General features: G+C 45.3%; 13 protein-coding genes. 1 reads left to right on the forward strand and 12 read right to left on the reverse strand.

All coding sequences use genetic code 11. The annotated features are described in order from the left end of the window. Positions 1–282 precede the first annotated feature (282 nt). Entirely contained in the window at positions 283–744 is a 462-nt protein-coding gene (locus tag QT973_RS15910) for a VOC family protein (protein WP_333212880.1), read from the reverse strand. Between the two features lie 514 nt (positions 745–1,258). Further along, positions 1,259–1,744 (reverse strand): glutathione peroxidase, encoded by a 486-nt coding sequence (locus QT973_RS15915; protein ID WP_333161383.1) that lies wholly within the window; start codon positions 1,742–1,744, stop codon positions 1,259–1,261. A gap of 18 nt (positions 1,745–1,762) precedes the next feature. Between QT973_RS15915 and QT973_RS15920 the strand changes: the two genes are divergently transcribed. Further along, complete coding sequence (locus QT973_RS15920) at positions 1,763–2,008, forward strand: hypothetical protein (protein WP_333262597.1); 246 nt, start codon at positions 1,763–1,765, stop codon at positions 2,006–2,008. A gap of 26 nt (positions 2,009–2,034) precedes the next feature. Here QT973_RS15920 and QT973_RS15925 read toward each other — a convergent pair whose 3' ends face one another. From QT973_RS15925 to QT973_RS15970, 10 genes are all read right to left on the reverse strand, one after another. Continuing rightward, the gene (locus QT973_RS15925) at positions 2,035–2,928 is read right to left on the reverse strand and encodes a DUF2382 domain-containing protein (protein ID WP_333055982.1); all 894 of its coding nucleotides are present in this window, start codon (positions 2,926–2,928) and stop codon (positions 2,035–2,037) included. Between the two features lie 221 nt (positions 2,929–3,149). Continuing rightward, a complete protein-coding gene (locus QT973_RS15930) occupies positions 3,150–4,004 on the reverse strand; it encodes a DUF2382 domain-containing protein (protein WP_333391676.1) in 855 nt (284 codons plus the stop codon). A gap of 715 nt (positions 4,005–4,719) precedes the next feature. Continuing rightward, a complete protein-coding gene (locus QT973_RS15935; RefSeq protein WP_333210579.1) occupies positions 4,720–5,235 on the reverse strand; it encodes a DUF1499 domain-containing protein in 516 nt (171 codons plus the stop codon). A gap of 68 nt (positions 5,236–5,303) precedes the next feature. Continuing rightward, entirely contained in the window at positions 5,304–6,962 is a 1,659-nt protein-coding gene (locus tag QT973_RS15940; protein ID WP_333055985.1) for an adenylate/guanylate cyclase domain-containing protein, read from the reverse strand. Further along, positions 6,937–9,495, reverse strand: coding sequence for a response regulator (locus QT973_RS15945; protein WP_333055986.1), 2,559 nt, complete (start codon positions 9,493–9,495; stop codon positions 6,937–6,939). The genes QT973_RS15940 and QT973_RS15945 overlap by 26 nt, the downstream gene beginning before the upstream one ends. Continuing rightward, entirely contained in the window at positions 9,492–9,884 is a 393-nt protein-coding gene (locus tag QT973_RS15950; RefSeq protein WP_333055987.1) for a response regulator, read from the reverse strand. The genes QT973_RS15945 and QT973_RS15950 overlap by 4 nt, the downstream gene beginning before the upstream one ends. Positions 9,885–10,247: 363 nt before the next feature. Next, positions 10,248–11,672 carry a response regulator gene (locus QT973_RS15955; protein ID WP_333055988.1) on the reverse strand — a complete coding sequence of 475 codons (1,425 nt, stop codon included), beginning with the start codon at positions 11,670–11,672 and terminating at the stop codon, positions 10,248–10,250. 7 nt (positions 11,673–11,679) lie between these two features. Beyond that, positions 11,680–15,624: a PAS domain S-box protein gene (locus tag QT973_RS15960; RefSeq protein ID WP_445305696.1), complete on the reverse strand. Its 3,945-nt coding sequence runs from the start codon at positions 15,622–15,624 to the stop codon at positions 11,680–11,682. Between the two features lie 776 nt (positions 15,625–16,400). Then, the gene (locus QT973_RS15965) at positions 16,401–19,169 is read right to left on the reverse strand and encodes a family 10 glycosylhydrolase (RefSeq protein ID WP_445305697.1); all 2,769 of its coding nucleotides are present in this window, start codon (positions 19,167–19,169) and stop codon (positions 16,401–16,403) included. Positions 19,170–19,662: 493 nt separating this feature from the next. Continuing rightward, positions 19,663–22,401 carry a DEAD/DEAH box helicase gene (locus QT973_RS15970; protein ID WP_333338986.1) on the reverse strand — a complete coding sequence of 913 codons (2,739 nt, stop codon included), beginning with the start codon at positions 22,399–22,401 and terminating at the stop codon, positions 19,663–19,665. Positions 22,402–22,820: the final 419 nt, after the last annotated feature.

A 22,820-nucleotide genomic window follows, 5' to 3' on the forward strand; every position in this document is an offset into this window, starting at 1 on the left:
ATGGGCTTCCCGCCCGTCCTTTTTGGACGGGCGGGACGCCCATCCCACAATAATAATTAAAATTACAGCGGATTCCAGGTTTATAAAGTACACCCCAGAAACCGGGTTTCTTCTGGATTTCTCGCCAGAAACCGGTTTTATTCAAGAAACCCGGTTTCTCTGTACTTCACTTACCTGGAAAGTGCTGTATAAGTTATTTAATTAGCGATCGTTAGGGATTACCGCAATCCAAAGAGTAAATGTAGGGTGCACCCGGACTACAGAGAACCCGATAGCGAGTGTTTAAGCTGGATCACAACGGATTTCGATGATAAATCCATCAGGATCGTAAAAGTAAATGCCGCGTCCTGTAGCGCGAGTAACGGGGCCGCTATCGATCGCAATTTGATTTGACTTTAGCACTTCCAGAGCGCGATCGAACAAATCCGGCTCAATATCGAAGGCTAAGTGGTTGGCGCGGGTAAAAGCTTTCTCCGGGTCTGGGTTTGGCGGTTCCAAGTCGGGCTGCCAAAATAAGTCAATAACAGTACCGTCTGGGGTAACGAAATTAGCGACTTTACCAGCGGCTACCATTTCTGTTAAAGTTGCGGGAATTTCTGCACCTGTTAGTTCGTGCAGACCGAGAATTGTACCATAGAAGTGGCGGGAAGCTTTCATGTCGCGCACGTTTAAAGCAATATGGTGAACGCGGCGCAAATTCCCCGGCGCGAGGGCAATTTTGACGTTGTTTTCGGTAGTTTGCATGATTGTCATCAATTGCGAATGTTCAAATTGAAAGGAGTTTGATTTATTCAGATGGTCTGCTGTAAAATAAGCATTTTAAGTTGGTAGTCAGGACTTAATCGGGGCCTCGAAACCGGGTTTTTTACCTTTGGTGCGGTCTACAACGTGTCTTTTCGTAAAAAAACCCGGTTTCTCAACAATTGTGAGTAAGTCCTAGTATTGTTATTTTTCTTTAGGAAATGATGCCATGCCTACAAATAGCATGGCCAGACCACCTGCCAGAATTGCGAAGGCAAGTACACCTACAACTAAATCTAATCCCGATGTATTTTCCATTAAATTAAACAGTTCTCCAATTAAATACAATCATCGGTATTTGTTCATGGTTTAGTGCTTGCACACAAGGGGGAAAAGCAGAAGGAAAAAAATAGCTTTCAACTTATTGGAAAAAAAGCCTATTAATTTCTTCCCTCTTCCCTAAACATCCATCCGTTAAATCAGTTAAATCCTGTACACTGCTTAGTTGCCGAACTTCTTATTTCGCCAATTCTCGATCGATGGCAGCGATCAGTTCGGGCGAATCGGGGCCAACACTACTGCGGAATCTGGCAACCACTTCACCCTGTTTGCTAACTAAGAATTTCTCAAAATTCCAGGAAACCTCACCCTTGGGCTCGACTGCACTCGTAAGCTTAGCGTACAGCGGGTGCTGCTGAGTGCCTTTAGCGCGTACTTTGTCAAATAATTCAAAGGTGACGCCGTATTTTGTAGTACAGAAATTGACGATTTCTGGATTACTTCCGGGTTCTTGACCTCCGAAGTCGTTGCAGGGAAATCCTAAAACACGGAGTCCAGCCGCGCTGTACTTCTGGCTTAATTCTTCGAGTCCTTTGTATTGAGGTGTATAGCCACATTTGGAAGCTACATTAACTATCAAGAGTACCTGGCCAGCGTACTCTCCTAGCTGCTTGTCTTCGCCTGCGATCGTTTTTACTTTAATGTCGGAGATTGTGCTGGGCATTTTCAAATACTTTTAAATTTGACCACCACAATTTTACCGCAAGTCGCTACAATTTTGTCTAGAGGTCGATCGCTAAAAATTTCCATATCCCGGTCGGGGCGGGTTGACGGATATCGGGCTTATATTATAGATATTGGTAAACCCGCCACTACCAAAATTACGGTTAATTTACCGAACATGATCTTAGTAGATGGCGGTGAACTTTCTCCCCAGCACGAATCGCCACAGTCCGTTCTTAGATTTAAGTTTCTCGCTAATAGCTAAAATCTAGACCGAAAAGGACGAATATTTTAACTCTCTGAGTGGTGTTCCGTCATCCATTTTTGGTAAGTATCCTCAAGTTGCTTGTCTTCGAGAACGAGTTCTAGGCGGACTTTGACGCAACCGTGACGGGGTTGAGAGGCGATCGAATTTAAGATTTTGCTAGCTTTCTGCACAGAGGTAAATTCAGCCTTAACTGTCGGTTCTTGGCGATCGCTCTTAATCTCCGTCAAATCTATACCGGTGATGCTTCCCTCGCCTAAATCTATTTCGGCCAACACCTTCGGATCGTCGCCGACTTGTTCGACAATCAGCTTTTCCCACTGGATAGGTACTTGTACCATCCGAGTTTCAATTTCTTTACGCACTATGACTTCGCCGACTTTGCGCTTGCTGCGATTGATCACCAATCGTTCTTCTAGCAGGCGAATTACTTCTCGATCGACAATATCCAAGTTTTCCTCATCCCGATCGGTCTCCCAATTTGCATCAGTGCGATCGGCATCTGTTAGATTTGACATAACTGTTGAGGGATTTGTTAATTCACGGTTGCTAAATTCATTATCCGGTTCCGAGGGATTTTCTAAATACGGATGCTCGCCATTTGCCGAAACTACGGGCAGCAGATCGACTTGAGCCGAATTAATAGTTACAAACAGCGCTTTTTGGTGATAATCCACTTTCTTGAGCAGCTTAACACTTAATAAAAAAATGCGGGGATTTTCGCTGCCTAGCCCGGTCACGACAAAGTTTAACTGACCGTTAGCATCAAAATAGACATCTTTAACTTTGCCGACCAAATGACCTTGGTTGTCTTTGACGGTAAAACTTTTTAGCTTAGTTCTGACTTTTTCAGGTACCCGGTTGAGACGGGTTATTGATTTGGCAGTTGCTATTTTTTCTGCTGATGCTTGACCGTTCATTTTTTAAACTTTCCTGCTTAGGGATTTTTATTATGAATTGGTAAGGGGAAATTGGTAAAGGCGGGGAAAGTGCATAAACGTTGCCAAAACTAGACAAGTTTTGTACCCCCCCCGCCAATCACATAGGAATTGCGCGATCGCCACCAATTCAATCAAACCTGCGCGGTGACAGAATTATGTCATTAAGGCACAATTCCTATGCAATACCTGTTGCGGTTGGTTTAGATGTTTTTATTATCTACAACCGCAGTGCCATCGGTCTTAACCTCTAATTCTTCACGACGCAAGGTTTCTTCGCCCTCAACCGTGGTGCGAACAACTTCTTTTCTGACGTTGACTTCTTCGCGCACGAAAGCTTCCTTGTGAATGTCGGCAGTTTCTTCGTAGACTTCCATGCGTGCAACTTCCCCTGATTGGAAGTCAGCCTCACCGACTGAAACTACTCGACCCGCTTCTACCGGGGTTACTCGATCGATTACAACTCGTTCTTTTTCAATGGGTACTGAAGCTCGCGCTGTTTCAGTTTCCACGCGCTTGCCAACTGCTACTTCGCCTGTTTTTGCGCGGTGTTTGTTAGCAATCAAGCGTTCTTCATAAAGCTTGAGATTTTGGTGCTGCTGTTCGTTGGTTTCGTAGAGGGGGCGATCCATATCGTAGCTGTAGCTGCTGCGATCGTAGCTAGCAGGAGTTGCAGTGCGGGCAGTGGCAGTTTCTTGATTGCGGTAGACGCCTCTTACCTGTTCTTCGCGATCGTAATCTAATGGTTCTAATTCATTGTAAGCTGGCAATTGTTCTGCTTGAGCTTTGTTGCGAAGACCTGTGGCGTGGACGCGACGGGCGCCGTAGTCGAAGCGAGCCGAGCCGATTGGCAACAATACTTTTTTGCCAAAAATCCAAATACCGGTATCAATTACCAGATAGCGAAAACGACCACTGTCATCAACCAAAGCGTCATAAACCGTGCCTACTTTTTCATCCGAGTCGCCAGCATAAACATCAAATCCCTTGATGTCGTCTCCAGCAAAGATTTCTTCCTGATAATTAGGATAAAAGTCTGCTAATTTTTGAAGTGCCATGTGTTTTTCCTCTTTGTTCTACTTAATTTAATAGTAGAAATTAATTCGTTCAGTTCCCTCTCCCTAAAGTCAGAAGTGTATCATTTAGGTTGTTTAATCCTATAGGAATACTACGGCATCTCTTCTTCTGTGCTAGCGCGCTCAGCTATTTTAAAGATTGTAAAACTATAAAATCGTCAATCTTATAACAAGTTTTAAAACTGAAAGCCAACCGTAGGAAAACGGCATTGCGGTGTCCTACTCCCCCTGCTGGACACTCCTTTGCGCTGTGCCTACTGTTAATAATTGTTAACTAGGTAGTGACAAATCAACATTACATAGTAGTACACAAATCTCAAAGCCCCTCATCTTGTAGGAGAGGGCAGGGCTGTTTTATTCTCACGGAAATCATGGTTTTGTAGGGGTAGCGCCCCCGTGCCTACCCCCTCCACGGACGTGGGGAAATCATGGTTTTGTAGGGGTAGCGCCCCCGTGCCTACCCCCTCCACGGACGTGGGGAAATCATGGTTTTGTAGGGGTAGCGCCCCCGTGCCTACCCCCTCCACGGATGAAGGGAAATCATCGTTTTGTAGGGGTAGCGCCCCCGTGCCTACCCCCTCCACGGACGTGGGGAATCGGTGTTTCAAATATCGGGGCAACCACGGGGGGTTTGCCCCTACGGATAATGAAACAGCCGTGTAGGAGAGGGGCTTCGGGAAAGCTAGAAATTTTAAGTTCAGAGTTGATTGAATTGAGTTCTGATAGCTTCTATCCGTTTGCGGTTAACTCCCAAATCCGACTGTCCCAGACGCGAAGCCGATCGCACATGGATCACTTTCGCTCCATCATCTACCAAAAATTCAACGTCATCAACAAACCCCATCAAAGCACTGGTGAACTCCGCATACAGGTAATTATCAGTTGCCGTGATAATTTTAGTTTTTCCATAGGACTCGATCGCCCCTTTTAGCTTTACCATCGCTTCACTCTGGGACGAAGTGTATGCCAAAGGCTCAATTTTGTGTTCGGCATCTTGACTGAAGCTGCTGACGCAGTTGGGGGAACTCGGGCACGCTGCGAGTTTTCCTGACTGAATTCCGATATTGGCAGGTCTAGTTCCAGCAAACATTGTTTTTTCTCCGGGTAGAGCGATAAAAGTAGCGATCGACAGTACCGCTACTGCTAGCAGTGATATTAAAATAACTAGGACTCTTTTCAACGCTGTCGGCGATTTTGTTTCAACTGTTTGCAAAGGATTAGCCCTCCTGAAAGTATAAATGCGGTCTACCTTTCATATTAATTGAAATTTACATCATAAACTTAAAAAGATTTCTTTTGTTCTTCAATTAACCAGTAAGTCAGCATCTTTCCTTTGCCTTTGATCGGGATATGACCCCGTTCTTCCAAAACAAACTGCTCTTTCAAACGCTCGTAAGTCGCCTCCGTCACTTGAATTTTACCAGGCAATCCGTTCGACTCCATGCGTGAAGCAACATTAACAGTATCGCCCCACAAATCATAGCTAAATTTACTAATCCCAATAATTCCAGCCACCACCGAACCGCTGTGAATTCCGAGTCTCAATTGAAAATTTTCTCCCATTTTGGCATTAAACCTCCCCAAAGCTGCCTGCATCTCCAAAGCTAAAAGTGCGATCGCCGAGGAGTGATCCTCCCGCGGCGTCGGCAAACCCCCAACCACCATGTAAGCATCCCCAATCGTCTTAATCTTTTCCAACCCGTGCAATTCAGACAACCTATCGAACTCCGAAAAAATCCCATTCAAAATTTCTACCAACTGCGTCGGACTTTTGTGAGCCGAAAACTCTGTAAAACCCACCAAATCAGCAAACAAGACGCTCACCTCATCAAAATGCTCCGCTATCAACTTTTGCTCTTTTTGCAAACGATCCGCAATAGGTTTCGGTAAAATATTCAGCAGCAATTTTTCTGTTTGCTCTTGCTGCACTTTCAGAGCTGCTTCAGCTTGTTTGCGCTGAATCAACGAACCGAGCTGCGTAGCAACCGCGCTCACTAATTCCAACAAGCGCGGCTGACAATTCAGAACTTTCTCGCGATAAAAAATCAAAATAGCTAACACTTGGTTTTCCGCCAAAATTGGCACCCCAAAAGCCGCTTTCAATCCCACACTCAGCGCAATTTTAGCTCTTAAAAAAACTTGTTCCGGTGCATTAGAAACATCATCTATCCATTCAGACTGCTGCGACTGCCAAATCCTACCCGGAAGTCCCACACCGGGAGCAAAAATCAACTCCCAACTTGTTTGTTGGAATTGGGCAAAACTGGAGTCACTGACGTACCTACCTGTAGCGCATTTTAAAAAACCCTCACTGCAAGGAATCCAAGCTTCGCCCAGATTCCATTCAATAGTTTTGCAAATTAAACCTAAGATCACATCTATAGCCGACTCAAAATCTTCAGATTTGCTAATAGCTTGTGTAGCCTGCAGCAGCAATCTTGTTTCCATTTCCACCTGGTGGCGTTCAGCGATTTCCTGGTGCAACTGGATATTTTGATCGGTCAATTTTTGATTTTTTTCTTGCAATTGCATTTGCAATGAACGCACAGTAAGTTGATTGCTGACTCGTGCCAATACTTCTTTCACCTGAAAAGGTTTAGTTATATAATCCGAGCCGCCCACTTCAAAAGCTTTGGCTTTATTTATTCCTTCTTCCAGCGCACTCAGGAAAATGATGGGAATTTCCCGAAATTGCAATTGGGATTTTAATTTTTTACATAGTTCGTACCCGTCAATATCCGGCATCATAATATCGAGCAAAATCAAATCTGGCGCGCTAGATTGAATAGCATCTAACGCCGAAAAACCATTAGTAACTGGTCGAACTTTATAGCCATTTTTTTGCAAAATTCTAATTAACAAACGCAGATTATCTGGTGTATCGTCAACTACTAAAATATCCGCTTGATGGTTTTCAGTTTGTTCCGCCTTCATCTGCATTATCTGATTCCTCCGCCTCGGCAATTAAATTGAGAATTTTCTGGTAATCAAAATTATCGAGATGACCCTGGAGGATTTCCGCCAATTCAGGATGAGGCCTCCTTATTTCGTCGATTGTCCTGACAATTAAGTCAAAATCAGCACTGCGGATTACCTGCTTCATGTTGTCTATCCATTCTGCGGGAAGTATGGGTAAATAAGCAAGCGCAGCATTAGAGAGCGAGTCAGATAAATTATTTGGATCGCCTATTGAGATAAAGTCCGTTGAGTTAGAGTAGAGATACCTCACCCCCAAATGTTTGGTGATGGCATCAAATATATCGGTTTTGCGGAAAGGTTTGCTAATAAAATCGTCGCAGCCGACCAATAAAGCAAACGCTTGCCTTCCTTCAATTGTACTAGCTGTCAAAGCAATAATCTTCGGAATCGGGGATTCGGGATCGGAAATATTCATTTCCCCCTCTTGCTCTCTCTGCTTGATTCTAGTCTTAATTTGTTTAGTAGCTTCGTAGCCGTCCATCACCGGCATTCGCACATCCATCAAAATTAAGTGCGGATGCCAATTTTCCCACATTTCTATTGCTTCCTGGCCGTTGGTGGCTTCTTCCACCCCGAAACCTAAAGGAGAAAGCATTTTGACTAAAAGTTGGCGGTTGTCTTCGCGATCGTCCACAATTAAAATCCGGTAGCACGGTTGATTGGGTTCCAAACCACTCACTTCGCGGTTAAGTTCCGGATCGGGAAGCTCAGCAGCATCAACGGCACCCACTGGAATTTCAAATTTAAAAGTAGTGCCGAGTTCCAGTTGACTTTCTACGACAATTTCGCCTCCCATCAGGCGGACAAATTGACGACTGATCTTCAATCCTAAACCCGTGCCTTTCTGATTTTTTTGACCGGAAGCTGTTTGCACAAAAGCATTAAAAATGCTGCCCAATTCTTCAGGAGCAATGCCAACTCCTGTATCTTCAATTTCAAATAGAAGAAAAAAACCAGGCACAGTTGAACCCTCAGCCTCATCGCTCCATTCAACCTTTGCAAAATCACTGCTAGTTCTCGAAAAATCCCGAATACTTCTTGTGGTATCAAAGCAAGCTGTAGAACTATCCAGTAAATCCAGAAAACCCGATTTTTCTAACTTGATAACTCTTAAGATGATTTCGCCTGTTTGGGTAAACTTAATCGCATTACTCAGAAGATTAATCAACACTTGCCGCAGTTTAATATCATCGGTTCGCACGTACTGAGGAACGTCAGCATCGCGCTGAAAATGCAACTGCAATTCTTGATTATGTACCCGCAGTTGAAACATATCTTGCAAATCGTCAAGCAAGCGGTAGATGTCGAAGTTTTTCGGGTTAAGTGTCATCCGCCCCGCTTCGATTTTTGACAAGTCTAAGACTTCATTGATCAAGGTAAGCAAGTGTTCGCCACTACGGCGAATAATTCTCATATTTTCTCGGTTTTCGACAGTAAGATCCGGACTGGGTTCCATGATTTGTGCAAAGCCGAGTATAGAATTGAGAGGGGTGCGTAACTCGTGGCTCATATTGGCGAGAAACGTGCTTTTAGCTTTGTTTGCTGCTTCAGCAGCTAATGCAGCTTGTTGCAGTTGTTCTGTACGTTCGTCAATTTGGGCTTCTAAGGTGTGGTGGTAATCTGCTAGTATTTTTTCCGCTTGTTTGCGATCGCTAATATCTTGAAAAGCTGCGATCGCATAAACAATATTTCCGCTAGCGTCAAAAATCGGCGTGGTATTGATCTCGATCGCAATTCTTTTGCCATCTTGACGGATTTCTACATCGTCAACCTTGACAGATTCTCCATTCAGTGCACGCAAAATTGGCAGATTATCCGGCGGATAAAGCTCATCAGTATTGGCAACATACAGTTGATAAGTCGCAGCTAATTGTTCCGCAGTGCTTTCCGGGATAGTGTCTGCACCCAGCAAATCCCGCGCTGTCTGGTTGAAATAGGCGATCGAGCCATCGGGATGATAAACAGATACCCCCACTGGCAAAGCTTCTAAAAATTGACTCAGGCGGCTTTCACTGGCAGACAGCGCCTCATTTGCTAGCTTTAACTCCTCATTTACTTCTTGGCGCTTATGAATTTCATCTGTTAACTTTTGATCTTGCAAATAACTGTGAACTGCTTCTACTACCGTTAATTTTAAGTCTTCATTTTGCCAAGGTTTAGGAATATAACGGTACAACTTAGCATACTTGATAGCATTGCTCAGGGCTTCCAAATCAGCTTGTCCCGTTAGCATAATAGTCAGCGTCTCCGGCGAGCTTTCGTGAATTTTTCTGAGCAGTTCATCTCCTTTAATATCCGGCATGATATAATCGGAAAGCACCAAAGCAATCTCGTATTCATCTGCCCGCAAATCTGCCAGCAACTCTAAAGCATCAGCCCCCCCTTCAGCGGTTTCAATTATACACCGATCGCCGATCGCCTTTTTCAGTTCAATCTTTAAACTGTTCAAAACGTCAGGTTCATCATCAATACAAACAATCACAGGTTTTTTCATAACTTAGCCAGCCCAGATTTTATAATTTCTATTAAGTCTTTGCTTTGCCAGGGTTTGTACAAACAACAGTATAAATCTGCTTCTTCTACTGCCCGCTGAACAGCCGATACCTCGGCCTGTCCAGTCAACATCACTTTAATAATTGTAGGATACTTTTGGTGAACTTTGATTAAAAGTTCGTCACCTTTAATTCCCGGCATCAGCCAATCCGAAACAACCACAATCACCTGAGCTTTTTCTTGAAATTCCTCAAGTAAATCTAAAGCTTCATCACCACTTTCAGCTAATTCATAAAAATAATCATTTTTAAATTCATTTTTGAGCTGCATCTTGAGAGTATTCAAGATATCTGGTTCATCGTCAACGCAAATAATTACAGGCTTATTCATCTTTTCCTCTCTGCTTAAATTTTCTTAGGTTTATCGATAGGACTTGCTTTTACATTTTTTTACATTATTGATTTCGGGCAAGGAAGCAGGATATCTGTCCCCTATCTTATTTTAATAGGACTTCCGAAGATTAACCCGGTTTATTGTAATAAATCTTGTATTTGTCAGCGAGACAGCGACGGGAGTCAATCGATTTTAGATTTTAGATTGCAGATTAAAGAATTGAAGCCTTGACTTGCGCGAGATAAATTCGGGCGCGCCTTTATCCGATACAAGTTTTTTATTTCTGGACGGGTGAATTTGGGGGCTGGCATCCTGGATGTTTTCGGTCAGAGGGAATCAGCTCCTACAGGTAAGTTTTGTTTAATAAATTGGCAGCGAGACTGTAAAAGTTGTCTGCCCCGGTACAGAATCAACAGCAATTGTGCCTTCGTGTTTTTCCACAATTTTTCTCACAATATCCAATCCCAAACCGCTACCTTCGCCCGCAGATTTTGTCGTAAAAAATGGCTGAAAAATTTTGGGAATAACTTCTGAGGGAATACCTTTGCCGTTATCAGTAAACTTAAGTAAAATATTCGCCCCTTGCTGCCCAGTTTCAATCGTCAAAACACCTTTATAATCCATTGCTTGCAGGGCATTATGAACGAGATTCGTCCAAACTTGATTTAAGTCATCGGGATAGCACATAATTTCGGGTAAATCTCCATAATTTTTCACTACTTCTATACCGTGTTTTAGTTGATTTTGATAAAGGGTTAACACCGTTTCAATGCCATCATGTAAGTTCGCCTGGACTTTTTCTGGTTTGCTATCAAAATGAGCGTAGGTTTTTAAGGCAAATACTACTTTTCCCGACTTCGCTGTGGCTCTTTGGATCAGGCTAATACTTTTTTTAAAGCTCGCAAACTGGTAAGCACTATTTAAAACTACTTCCCAATCCGGCGATTTGAAAAGCGGCAAGAACTCTTCTATATTTTCGTAGATTTCCATGTCAACTAAAGTATCCGCAATTTCCTCGGAGTTTTCAACAGATTCTGCCATCATGTCCGCAGTCAACTGCTGCTTAAACTTGCGTTTTTCTCTACTTGTGAATAAAACTTCTTGATGGGTTGCTCTGTACATTAAAGCTAAAAAATAAGCTTTGCTTTCGTCAGAAAGTTTTTGATAAATTTCCTGAAATTTCTCTAAAAAATCGTCGGAAAAATTAGCTATATTATTAATAGAAGAACCTATAATGCCCAGGGGGGTATTGATTTCGTGGGCAATGCCGGCAATCAGTTGTCCCAGGGCTGCCATTCTTTCCGATTGAATCAAATGCTCTTGGGTGGCTTGCAGTTGGTGGAGCGCCGTTGCTAAATCTTGATTTTTTTCTTGCAAAGTTTGTTGCAGCGAACAAATTTTTAAATGAGTTTCTATCCGGGCTAAAACTTCTTCAACCTGAAACGGTTTAGTAATAAAGTCAACTCCACCAACTGCAAAAGCTTTAACTTTATCCAGCACGTCATTAATCGCACTAATAAAAATAACAGGAATGTCTTTGGTAATTTCAGAAGCTTTGAGTTGCTGGCAAACTTGATAGCCGTCCATTTCCGGCATCATAATATCCAGCAGCACTAAATCCGGAGGTATTTTTTGAGCAGCAGACAATGCTAGCTTGCCATTGGGTACGGGGCGAACTTGATAGCCTTTTTCGCTCAAAATTCCTGCCAGCAGCCGCAGGTTTTCTGGGGTATCGTCTACTACTAAAATATTAGCTCGATTGGTTTTAGGTATAGTTAAAGTCATCGGGTCTTTACTGTTTCTCGCTGAGTTCGATTATGTTCAAAATTCTGTCATATTCAAAATTATTAATGCAATCTTGAAGCTTGGCCGCAAGAGAGGGATTGACAGTGCCGATTTGTGCGATCGAACTAGCGATCGCCTCCATGTCCACACTCAAAATACTTTGCTTGAATTGGGCCATCCAATCTGGAGAAAGAGAGGCGAAAGCCTCCGGTATCAGCACCTCCTGACTTGACTCCTCTACACCTGTGGCACTTACTGCCGTTGGATCTTCATAAATATAGCGTACTCCTAAATGTTTCCCCATTGCCACAAAGATATCCTCCTCTCGGAACGGTTTCCGCATAAAATCATCGCAACCCGCCGAAAGAATCACCGCCCGTTCTTCCTCCAAAACGCTAGCAGTTAGGGCCACAATCGCCGTTGCTTGCCCCCCAGTTGTAGTTTTAATCTGTTTCGTTGCCTCATAGCCGTCCATTACAGGCATTCTCATGTCCATCCAAATCAGATGCGGCTCCCACTCCCTAAAAATATCAACCGCTTCTTTACCGTTATTCGCTTCTCTCAACTCAAATCCGAGTGGACTGAGAAGTTTTACCAACAGTTGGCGATTCAATGGTTTGTCGTCCACAATTAGCAAGCGATAACTCGGCTGATTCGGTTCGAGGGCAACAACTCGACGTTGAGTTTTTTTGCTTTCAATCTCACTAGCTTCAACCAAATGAACTTGGATATCAAACTGAAATACTGCACCCTTTCCGATCTCGCTGCTAACCGTAATTTCACCTCCCATTAATTGCACGAACTGGCGGCTAATAGCTAAACCTAAACCCGTTCCTTCCTGAGAATCTTTACCTGTTTTCGTCTGCACGAATGCTTCAAATAACTGATTGATTTCCTCAGCAGCAATGCCTGCACCAGTATCTTGAACTTCAAAATGCAGCCAGTAGTGGCCGGGCAATTGGTCAGTGCTGTTTTTATGTATATTCCGCCTTCCTGCTTTGACTTGCATCGACACTCCCCCTTCTGAAGTAAATTTAATTGCATTATTGAGCAAATTAATTAAGACTTGCCGCAATTTAACTTCATCAGTACAAATGTAATGGGGAACTTCTGCATCCCTGTCGAATATTAATTGCAAACCTTTTTGCTCAGCTTTGAGAGCAAACATATCTTCTAAATCGTCGATTAGTTGGTACAAATCGAAGCTTTTTGAATTAATAGTAGTGCGTCCGGCTTCAATTTTTGATAAGTCTAAAACTTGGTTAATTAAAGTCAGTAAATGTTCGCCACTCCGCAGGATAATTCCGACATCTTCTTGATTTTCCTGAGACAAAGTTTTACTGCGAAGCATGACTTGAGCAAAACCGATGACCGCGTTCAGGGGCGATCGCAATTCGTGGCTCATATTGGCGAGAAAGGTACTCTTCGCTTTGTTTGCTGCTTCGGCCGCTTCTTTCGCCTGCTGCATTTTGATTTCCGCTTGTTTGCTATCAGTAATGTCTTTAATAAAGCCTTCGTAGTAAAGCAGATTTCCTGCTTCATCGCAGACAGCGCGACAATTTTCCGAAATCCAGATTATGCTGCCATCTTTGCGGTAAATTTCCGATTCAAAGTTTGATAGTATTCCGTCCTCGTTCATCAGCGCAGCAAATTCATCGCGGCGGTTGGGTTTCACATAAAGCTGGTTATGGAAATTCGGCTGTACTGCTATTAAATCTGCTGGCGAGTCGTAACCGTAGATGTTAGCTAAAGCGGGGTTAGCGCTGATGTATTTCCCGTCAATAGCAGTTTGAAAAATTCCATTCAAAGCATTTTCATAAATATTGCGGTACTTTTCTTCTGCTTCCCGGAGTGCAGTTTCGGCTTTTTGGCGCTCGGTAATATCGCTAGAAATCGACAAAAAACAAGCTTCTCCGTCAATATTGATGGTTTCTATAGACAGTAGTGCCGTTCTTTCTGTACCATTTTTATTGCGAAACCTCAGCTCATAATTGTGAATAGCCGTCTTATTTTTCAACATTTGAATCATGCGATCGCGCTCTCCCAAACTCGCCCAAAAATTGAGTTCTACCGCAGTTTTGCCAATGATTTCTTCGTGACTGTACCCCATCATCCGACAAAAGCTTTCATTGGCTTCTATATGACGACCATCGCTGATTCTAGTCAGGGTAATCGCATTAGGGCTTAAACGGAAAGCTTTAGAAAACTTTTCTTGTGCTTTGGCAAAATCGGCGGTACGTTCGGCAACTTGCACTGCCAAATTGTCGTTGTATTCCTTTAATACTTTCTCCGCTAGTTTGCGTTCTGTAATATCTTGAAAAGCGCACATCCCGTAGATAACATTTCCTTGAGCGTCATAAATAGGAGTTCCCCAAACTTGCAGGGGAACAGTTTTGTCAGTCGAGGTGATTTCAAGGTCATCAACTGTTACACTCTTACCCTGCAAAGCATTTAAAATTGGGTCGCGTTCTGCCGGGTAAATTTCCTGAGTCCCAGCTAAATAAACTCGGTAGGATTGACGTAAAGTTTCGGAATCGGCTGGTACAATTCCTTGAGCTAACAATTGCTCTCCAGTAGGATTAATGTAGTGAGGTTGACCGTTGGGATCGGCAATAAAAATTCCTAGCGGTACTGCATTTAAAAATTGTTTTACTCGGTTTTCGCTTTCCGAGAGAGAAGTAAATGAATGCTGCAATTGCTCGGCCATGCTGTTAAAAGCAGTGGCAAGTTCTCCGAGTTCATCTTCGCGATTCAGAGTGAGCTTTGTATCCCATTCATTCCGCGCCAAAGCTTTCGCGGCAGCATTCAATCTTAAAATCGGCTGAATTACCCATTTAGCAGTAAGAATTCCCAGAATTGTCGCCCCCAGCAATGCTGCAAGCGACAGTAAAAAAGTCGTGCGCGTGTTGAGGTTAATTTGCTCCATAAAGTCAGACTCTGGCACAACTACGACAATCAGCCAATCCAACCCTCGATCGTCTTTAAAAGGAGCTACCTGAATAAAATTTCGCTGGCCATCAACATCAAAAGTAAGTTGTTGAGAATTATTGATTTTAGCTAAGCTATCGTAGGATTTATCTAAATGTTGTGCAGTTTGGCGAATTACCGGATTTTCGCTTTCTGAAGCTTTAATGCGCCTTGTTTCTTTACCTTCCACCACGAATTCTGGACTCGCCGTAGAAGTAGCAATTAACATCCCCGATCGCTCCATGACAAAAGTTTGTCCTGATTTGCCAATTTTGAGGCTAACGAGAAATTCTTTGATGCGGGAAAACAGCAAATCGCTGCCAGCTACGCCTAACAATTTGCCAGCGTCGTCGTAGATAGGCAAAGCAGCCGTAATTGCCAGTTCCCTAGTCAAAAAATCTGTATAAATTGGAGTCCAAATAGGTTTTTTTGCCGCAGCCGCTGCTATGTACCAAGGGCGAGTTCGCGGGTCATAAATATCGGGTGAAATTTGCACTAATTGAACGCGGTTTCCCTGAGAGTCCGCAGTATATCGAGCTAATTTATTGTCAGTAGAGATGTCAGCAGCCGATATCAAAATCCCATCTTTAGTGCGGATTGCTCCAGAGTGTTCTCCATTTTCTTTGCCTGTGTAAATGATACTGATAGAATCAAAATATTGAATTTGTTCTAGAAAATGATGTTCTAGTTTTTGCTTGTCTTCTAGGTTCAATTGCCCCAGTTTTATGCCTTGAAGGTTCAGGTAATTTACAATGTGGGGAATTGACATATAATGTTCCATGCGGTCTTTGATGCGATCGCTAATTTCTCCCCGCAACTGAGCAGCAACATCGTTGACTGCCCGCTGACCGTTTTGGAAAGATAGCCAACCTACAACTCCTACCGTGCCGACAATTTGCACTAAAAAAGGAACCACTAGCACCGTTTGTAATGGAACTTTGCCGATAAATTTTGTAGCTAAACGATTGAGGGGTTTAGGAAACATATTCATCCTAAAAGTAGTGAAAATGGGCATTTTAAATTAGTAGATGTTAAAATCTTGGGTCGAGAGACGAGCGAGGAATATAAAATCCGGTTAATCACTCATCGTCAAATTGTTTTAACTGGACCTTTAAGAGTTTTGAGGACTTCCGTCCTCACTAAGTAGGTGCAAACTTATATCTGGCACCATTCTCAATTAGCCTTTTAGGAACAGGCTTTTCGGCCTGTTCCACAAGAAAAATTATCTTTTGTGGAACGGGCCCCAGAGCCCGTTCTTGAGAATGGTGCAAGATGTGAGTGCAAATAAACATTACATGGTTCGGGCGGGTGAGAGGACTCATCTACTCGCTGTGATCGTGGATCTTAGCTCAATCCTCCCTGATAAGATACTATGGTTATTTTGTGATGACCTACTTAGGATCGCGAATTAAATAATTGACACTCTTGAAAGTGGGGAGTAGAGGTTGGGCCTAAGAGCCCGCCCTTTATGGACGGGCGGGACGCCCATCCCACAAGAACCATGACGCATTGTAAGTTATTTAATTCTCATTCCTTACAAACTTACAGTTCGCGATCGCACTCCGACCCAAGACAGCGGGTTTCGGCTTCGCTCAAACACCGGGTTTTTTGCTGAATCTGCGGGATTGAACGAAGTATGACTGTGAAAAAAACAAGGTGAGGATTACCCGTGGATCGCGAACTAACTTAATTAGAGTACGATCGCCCAAATGTTAGCACGATCGCACTATCCAGAGCAGCAAACACCCCAAAAATCTGTATTTACCTGCGATTCAACTCCATCCTTTCGCCGTAACGTAAAAGCATATCCAAACTCTCCAAACGATTCTGCCAAGTTTGTACCTGATAGCTATTTTCCGCAGAATGCAAGCGCATCGAAGATTGAAACTGAGATTGAAAACTCCCCAACAATCTTTTAGCAGTTGCTAAACTTTCTCTAGAAGGATTTGCCGCCAACTTGCTCAAAGCTTGCGCCAATTCATCCGCCCGACTTTGCAAAACCTTCAGTTCAGATTCCGACACCCGCAACTCATTGTTAGCTAACAAAAAACTCCATTCCTGCTTGAGAGCAGTATACCGCGAAGCCGCCGCTGCAAACGGCTGTCGGTAAGGAATGGGCTCTGCAGCAGAAGTAGAACGCACTGGCGGGCCTTGAGTGCGGTTAAAAAACCCCTGCATCGCGCTGCTGATACTTTCCACAGCAAAAATAGCATAGCCCCCAGTCGGTAAATCGCGCAAAGCTTGAATTTGGTCGATCGCCACAACTTCCGGGAGAGTCAACAACTTAACCGAGGGAGAAATCAAAGCCGAACCCAGAATTTGTTCATTTACCAAGGGTTCAGTGATGCGTTGAAGTCGGTTCGTATCCAAAGCATAAGTCATCGGCACAATCAAATCTACAATGCCCTGACGAGCCCAAACTTCCCAATTTTGCTGAATTTTGTAAATCCGCTGACTTTCCGGGTGCGGAAACACTGCAACCGACAGAATTGTGCGCGGATAATTCTGCCGCAAAAGCTGAGAAACTTCAGCTACAAAACTATTAATTTGATTAGTTTTAAACTCAACCCACTGCCGCCACAAACTGCCGTTTCTGGGGGAAATATTCACCGGGTCTGCACCAGTCAACTGCCTAAATTGCTGCCTCGCCGCAATACCGTAACCGTAAGTAAAGTTCGCATTATCATCTTGAAAAGGATAGCGAATATAGTCTAATTGCACTCCATCTACTTTGTAGTTATTGGCAATTTCGCTGACTATTTGTAGCAAATAATTCCGCGCTTCCGGGTTTGCCGGATCGAGATAAAATTTACCATCGTTAGGATTTTGCGTGCGTCCTTTATTGTCAATATTTGCCCACTGTGGATGAGCGGAAAGCACCGGGCCGGGATAAGAACTAGGCTGGCCAATTAAAGTATTGTGGCGCTTATTTCCTGTGGCAAAAACCCAGACCCAAGCGTGCAGTTCCATGCCTCGCTCGTGGGCTAATTTAACTGCCGATGCCAGCGGGTCCCAGCCAACTGTTAGGGGATTTTGTTGCGGTGCAACTTGACTGGGATAAATGGTATATCCGGCATTCAATGTTTCAAAGAAAACAGTATTGATACCTGCGGCGGCGAGTCGATCGAACACTGCCGCCAAACCCTGTTCAGATCGTGCTGCGACGATCGTCCCCCGATCGAGCCAAACCGCCCGAATTTCCGCCCCAACCCGCTGTCCTTCCTTCGGGTAATTTTCCCACAGCAACTGCCGCGCTTCCACCCACTGCTTTCTCGCCTCCGCGTAGTTTTGCTGTTGCAGCAGTTGGTCAAAAGTTTGCAAAACCTGCCGCGCCTGGGCGATCGCCCGTACCCTGATCGCTTGCAGAACAGGGGGGCGACTGGCTGCTGGGCCGCCTCCGCCCTGTTCTGCAGCCAGCAGTTGAGGGGAGGTAGCAGCATTGAGATTGATGGCGGTATTGGCTGAATTAGATGCTGTCAGGGCGCTTTCAAACCGGCCGAGGAGGTTGGTGAGTTCTTGGCGCATCAAGTACGCTTCAATGCTGACGATCGGCTTATTGGAATTGGGCTGCACGTCCAAACCCGCCGGCGCCGACTGATCCGAAGGGTCTGTAAAAGTTGCAGGTACTGAATCGGGAAGCGAGCCAGAGGGAGAAAGTCGGCTCAGCGGGGTAGTACGCGGCAAACTAGGGCTGTTTCTAGTGACTCTGGAGGGGGGGGTTGGCAGTGGGGTCGCGGCAGCAGTGGGCGGCGCGGAGGGCCCAGAAGCGATTGTGCCTCCCCAGCGGGCGATCGAGGCTTGGAGCCAAGCCTTATCTACATTTGCCGAACCGTCGCTACCCCAACGCCAGCCAAGGTAGGTAGCGCGATCCGTGGCGATGGCTGCGGAGGAACCGGAACTATCTTTCCAAGTAGCAATAGTTTGACTGTTTGCATCAGCCGGAATCAAGACACCGCCTTGGACTGAGGCATTTTTTTGTTCGGGTGGCACCCAATTGCTAGAAGTAGTGCAAGCCAGATCCCGACAGCGGCTGCGCGGTTGCGGAGTCGCCGGTTGGGTTAACGGAAAAGCCCAATAGGCCCCAAGGAGCGATCGCAAAGATTGGCGCACCAAGGCTGGGGAACTGCGGCCGACGGGGCCCGAAGCAATCAAGCGGCCGCCCTGGGATGCCCAAGCTTCTAAAACTTTAATTTGTGCCGGACTCAAAGTTTCAATGTTGGGCAAAAACAGCACGTTAACGCCTGTTAAATCCCCCAAATTTTTGATTTCTTCGAGATTGATTGGTTTGTAAGCAATGCCGCTTTCCCAGAGGCGCGTGGTAATCTTTACCCAGTCGGGAGAATTCTCGGAACTGCGAACTACGCCCAGAACTACTTCTGCGAAACTCGGAGAGGGAAATAGGATAAATAGATTGAGTAATGTACTCGCTAGAGTGCCAATTAAGACTCTTTGCAAGAAAGTGAAAAAGCGAGTTTTTTTAGCCTGGGAGCAGGCATCAGGCAGTCGATCGGGCTTTTTGATTTGTTGCATCATAAAATAGGAGAATTACCCAGCGCACCGTTTCGGAAAATTTCAATAACAATTAAGATCGAGCGATTTTAGATTTTAGATTTTAGATTTTAGATTTTAGATTTGGGATTTGGGATTTGGGATTTAAATCTGGGTCTATTCCTCATGACAGTTGACAGTTGACTGTTTGAATATTTGGACATTTGAACAATACCGATGCCACCGGAAACGATTTTAGATTAAAATCTGGGTGCATTTGGGTTGAAAAACCAAAAATACAATTTAGATGCCGCACAGCTTAGGAATGAGAATTAAATAACTTGCATTTGTTGTAGGTTGGGTTGAGGAACGAAACCCAACAATCAAGCGTGGCGTTGGGCGGAGCGAAGCGTAGGGTTCGTTCCACGGGCCCAACCTACGAAGTTATTTAATCCACGATCCTTACAGCCAAAAGTCAACAGCCAACTGTCAACTGTCAACAGCCAACTGTCAACTGTCAACTGTCAACACTTTTCTAACTTGCAGCTTCATTCACCGGGAATCTATCGATTAACTGCATCGCCCGACAAGCATTCCTCCGCAAAGAATCGGAAACATGAGGAACATGAGGAATCTGAGACAAGAAATCCAAAGTCCGGCGCAAAATCCGCACCACATCCCCTTCATCCAAACTCGTATGGCTAATCAGTTCCAGCCATTCAACACCCAGAGCCCACTGTTCAACCAAAGTCACTAAATCCCGTTCCAGCCAAATCGGAATTGCAGAATCGTGCTTGCGCTGCACTTGAAACAATCGGCGGCGCAAGCCTTTTTGCAGATTGTCCAAAGGTGCCAAAACTTCTGGCGACAGCGAGTAGTGAGTCCAACTGTCGGGCCTGGAAACTTCTGTAACTAAGGCCGCGCAAGCTGCAGCGAGGTGGTGGGGGTCGAGTTCGTCAAACTCGGCAGACATCAGGGACAAACCCAGCCACAGTTCGTTATCGCCGCGAATGGCGGCGCAAGCTTGACCCAAGATTGTGGGTACTAACCTACCGGAGGAGTCATCTCGGTTTACATTTGCCGAAACTACTCTTTCCAAGCAGCCAAAATTCAGCAAGATGTCGATTAAGTTGAGAAATTCCTCCCAGTAGCGAGCTCTCTGCTTTTCTAAGTCTTCTTCGCTTTTGCGAACTTCTTTTTTCAATTCTTCCCGGCGGCGCTGACGTTTGAGCAAAGTACCGGGATTGCCCCATTCTAGAACCGGGTGAATTTCTAGCTGAGCTTCTAGGGCTGCGATTTTCCGCTGTTGCTCGTGAGCCTCTGGGGTCGGTTCTGGTGTGGGCAATGGTGGGATCGATGCAGCAATTGAAGCAGTTTCTTCAGTTCCCAAGCGGCACTGGCCGAGTCTCAGGGGCATTTCCGAGGGCGGGTTCAAGGTATCTGCAACGCTCAAGCGGGGTAATTCGGCGTGCAGGGTAGCGACATCGCTAATGGCGACGACATACCAGCGGTTATCTTTGCCCAAGCACACCAAATTTGGTGCTTGGCCGGAACCTGCGACTTTGGCAACCAATACGGCGGGTACAGGAGTTGTGTGCGATCGTTTGGCTGTCGGAACGTGCTTGCCTTTGAGACTCAGAACCGTGCCGAGCACTGCAAAAGCCACAGCTACGGACATTTCCTTAAATCTGGCTTCTTCAGCTTGCTGCAATAGAGTTTTCAGCAAACGTTTGTCTTCTTTGAGTCTGCCCTGCAATTTTTCGTAATGGGCGAGGTTTTTTTCCAGGGTGGAGACATTTCCTCCGGCCGCTAGGGACTGTTCCAGCACTGCTAATTCTGTTTGCAGTCGGTCTAATTCTGATTGCTGGGGCTGCAAGTACAAGGTAGACAGGTATTGACCAAAACTCCGCTCTACCAACTCTTGAGCTTCGTCGAGAGTGTGTGTTTGCAGCAAATTCAGCACCATGCCGTAGCTGGGCGTAAACTGACTGGCGAGGGGGTCGGCTTTGGCTGTTGCCAAATAGGAGGCTTCTTTTGCGCCTTCAAAGCGCGTCTGAACTGCGACCACGTGCCCCTGCTTGTCCATGCCCCGCCGACCCGCCCGACCGGCCATTTGGAGGAATTCTGAAGCGTTTAGCAGTCGGTGTCCCTTGTCGGTGCGCTTGGACAGGGTGGAAATGACTGTGGTGCGGGCGGGCATATTTATCCCGGCTGCTAGGGTTTCGGTGGCAAATACGACTTTAATCAAACCTCTGCCGAAGAGTTCTTCTACTAAACCTTTCCAAGCGGGCAAAATGCCTGCGTGGTGGGCGGCGATGCCTTTTAAAAGTGCTTCTTTTTGACCGAAGCGTTCTGCTTCTGGGTTTCGCTGTAAAAAATCGTCAATGATGCGTTTGAGTTCGGCTGTTTCGGCTTCGTTAACTAGGGAGAAGTTGCCGACTTCTGCGACTGCTTGGTCGCACCCGCGACGGCTGAAGATGAAGTAAATTGCTGGTAGCATATCTCGATCGTCCAACCGGGCCAAAACATCGGTCAAACTCGGAGTGGGGATGCTGCCTCTTTCTACTTTTTGCTGCTTCTTTTTGGGGACTAACCGGACATTCGCTCTTTTGCCGGTCTCGTCTAGCAGCGGAAATATCCCTTTTTGGTTGGCGAAGTGGAATTGCAGCGGCACTGGCCGAAAGTCTGAGTAGACGAGCTCTGTGGGCCCGTGGACTTTGTTAATCCAGTCTGTGAGTTGCTCGCTATTGGCAACGGTTGCTGAGAGGGCCAGCAGTTGAATTTCGCTCGAACAGTAGATGATCGATTCTTCCCAGACGGTACCGCGCTGGCGATCGTTCATGTAGTGACACTCGTCGAGCACGACGGTTTCGACTCCGGTGAGGGAAGTGCCGACTTCTCCGATCGGCGTACCGTAGAGCATATTCCGAAATATTTCGGTAGTCATCACCAAAATCGGCGCATCTCGATTGACGGAGATGTCGCCGGTGAGCAAACCTACGTTGTTGTCTCCAAATTGACTGCGGAAGTCGCGCAGCTTTTGGTTAGAGAGTGCTTTGAGGGGTGTGGTGTAGAAGACGCGCCGCCCTCTGTCGAGTGCTTGATGGATGGCGTATTCGCCGATTAACGTTTTCCCAGAGCCTGTGGGAGCGCACACGACAACGGATTTACCTGCATCGAGGGCGGCGATCGCCTCTCTCTGAAAGTTATCTAGCTCGAAGGGAAATATGGTCTTCAGATCCAGCTCTGGGCGGTTCTGGGCAGTGTCTGGCACAAGGATTATTATCAGGTTTCAGGGTAAGTATGCTGAAATCTTGCTAAAAGCAAGTCAGCAGAGGACTGTACTGATTTTAGATCAACGCCCGCAAATCGGCTATGAAGGAAGAGGGAAGAAGGAAGAGGGAAGAAGGAAGAGGGAAGAGGGAAGAAGGAAGAGGGAAGAAGGAAGAAGGCAAAAATTTTTTCTTTCTTGTGCCAACTGCCAAAACATGAGGTGCTCATAGGGCATAGGGTTCCGTGGGCATAGGGCTCGCCCCCATACCTCACCACGCTTGAGAACCGCTATATTGATTAGTCCCAGCCGAAGTCTCGATCGCACATTTCGGCTAATCTCTGATTGTGCGATCGAAAATATGCTCTCAATTGGTCGTATATTGTGTCGTTTAATATAAAAATAGCTGTTGGCTGTGAACT

Source organism: Microcoleus sp. Z1_A1 (genome assembly GCF_036700305.1).
GTDB lineage: Bacteria > Cyanobacteriota > Cyanobacteriia > Cyanobacteriales > Microcoleaceae > Microcoleus.

Coding starts and splice junctions, on each gene's coding strand:
- QT973_RS15945 (WP_333055986.1), bottom strand. CDS start 9,495: ATGAAAAAACCTGTGATTGTTTGTATTGATGATGAACCTGACGTTTTG.
- QT973_RS15950 (WP_333055987.1), bottom strand. CDS start 9,884: ATGAATAAGCCTGTAATTATTTGCGTTGACGATGAACCAGATATCTTG.
- QT973_RS15955 (WP_333055988.1), bottom strand. CDS start 11,672: ATGACTTTAACTATACCTAAAACCAATCGAGCTAATATTTTAGTAGTA.
- QT973_RS15910 (WP_333212880.1), bottom strand. CDS start 744: ATGCAAACTACCGAAAACAACGTCAAAATTGCCCTCGCGCCGGGGAAT.
- QT973_RS15925 (WP_333055982.1), bottom strand. CDS start 2,928: ATGAACGGTCAAGCATCAGCAGAAAAAATAGCAACTGCCAAATCAATA.
- QT973_RS15915 (WP_333161383.1), bottom strand. CDS start 1,744: ATGCCCAGCACAATCTCCGACATTAAAGTAAAAACGATCGCAGGCGAA.
- QT973_RS15930 (WP_333391676.1), bottom strand. CDS start 4,004: ATGGCACTTCAAAAATTAGCAGACTTTTATCCTAATTATCAGGAAGAA.
- QT973_RS15965 (WP_445305697.1), bottom strand. CDS start 19,169: ATGCAACAAATCAAAAAGCCCGATCGACTGCCTGATGCCTGCTCCCAG.
- QT973_RS15940 (WP_333055985.1), bottom strand. CDS start 6,962: ATGCAGATGAAGGCGGAACAAACTGAAAACCATCAAGCGGATATTTTA.
- QT973_RS15960 (WP_445305696.1), bottom strand. CDS start 15,624: ATGTTTCCTAAACCCCTCAATCGTTTAGCTACAAAATTTATCGGCAAA.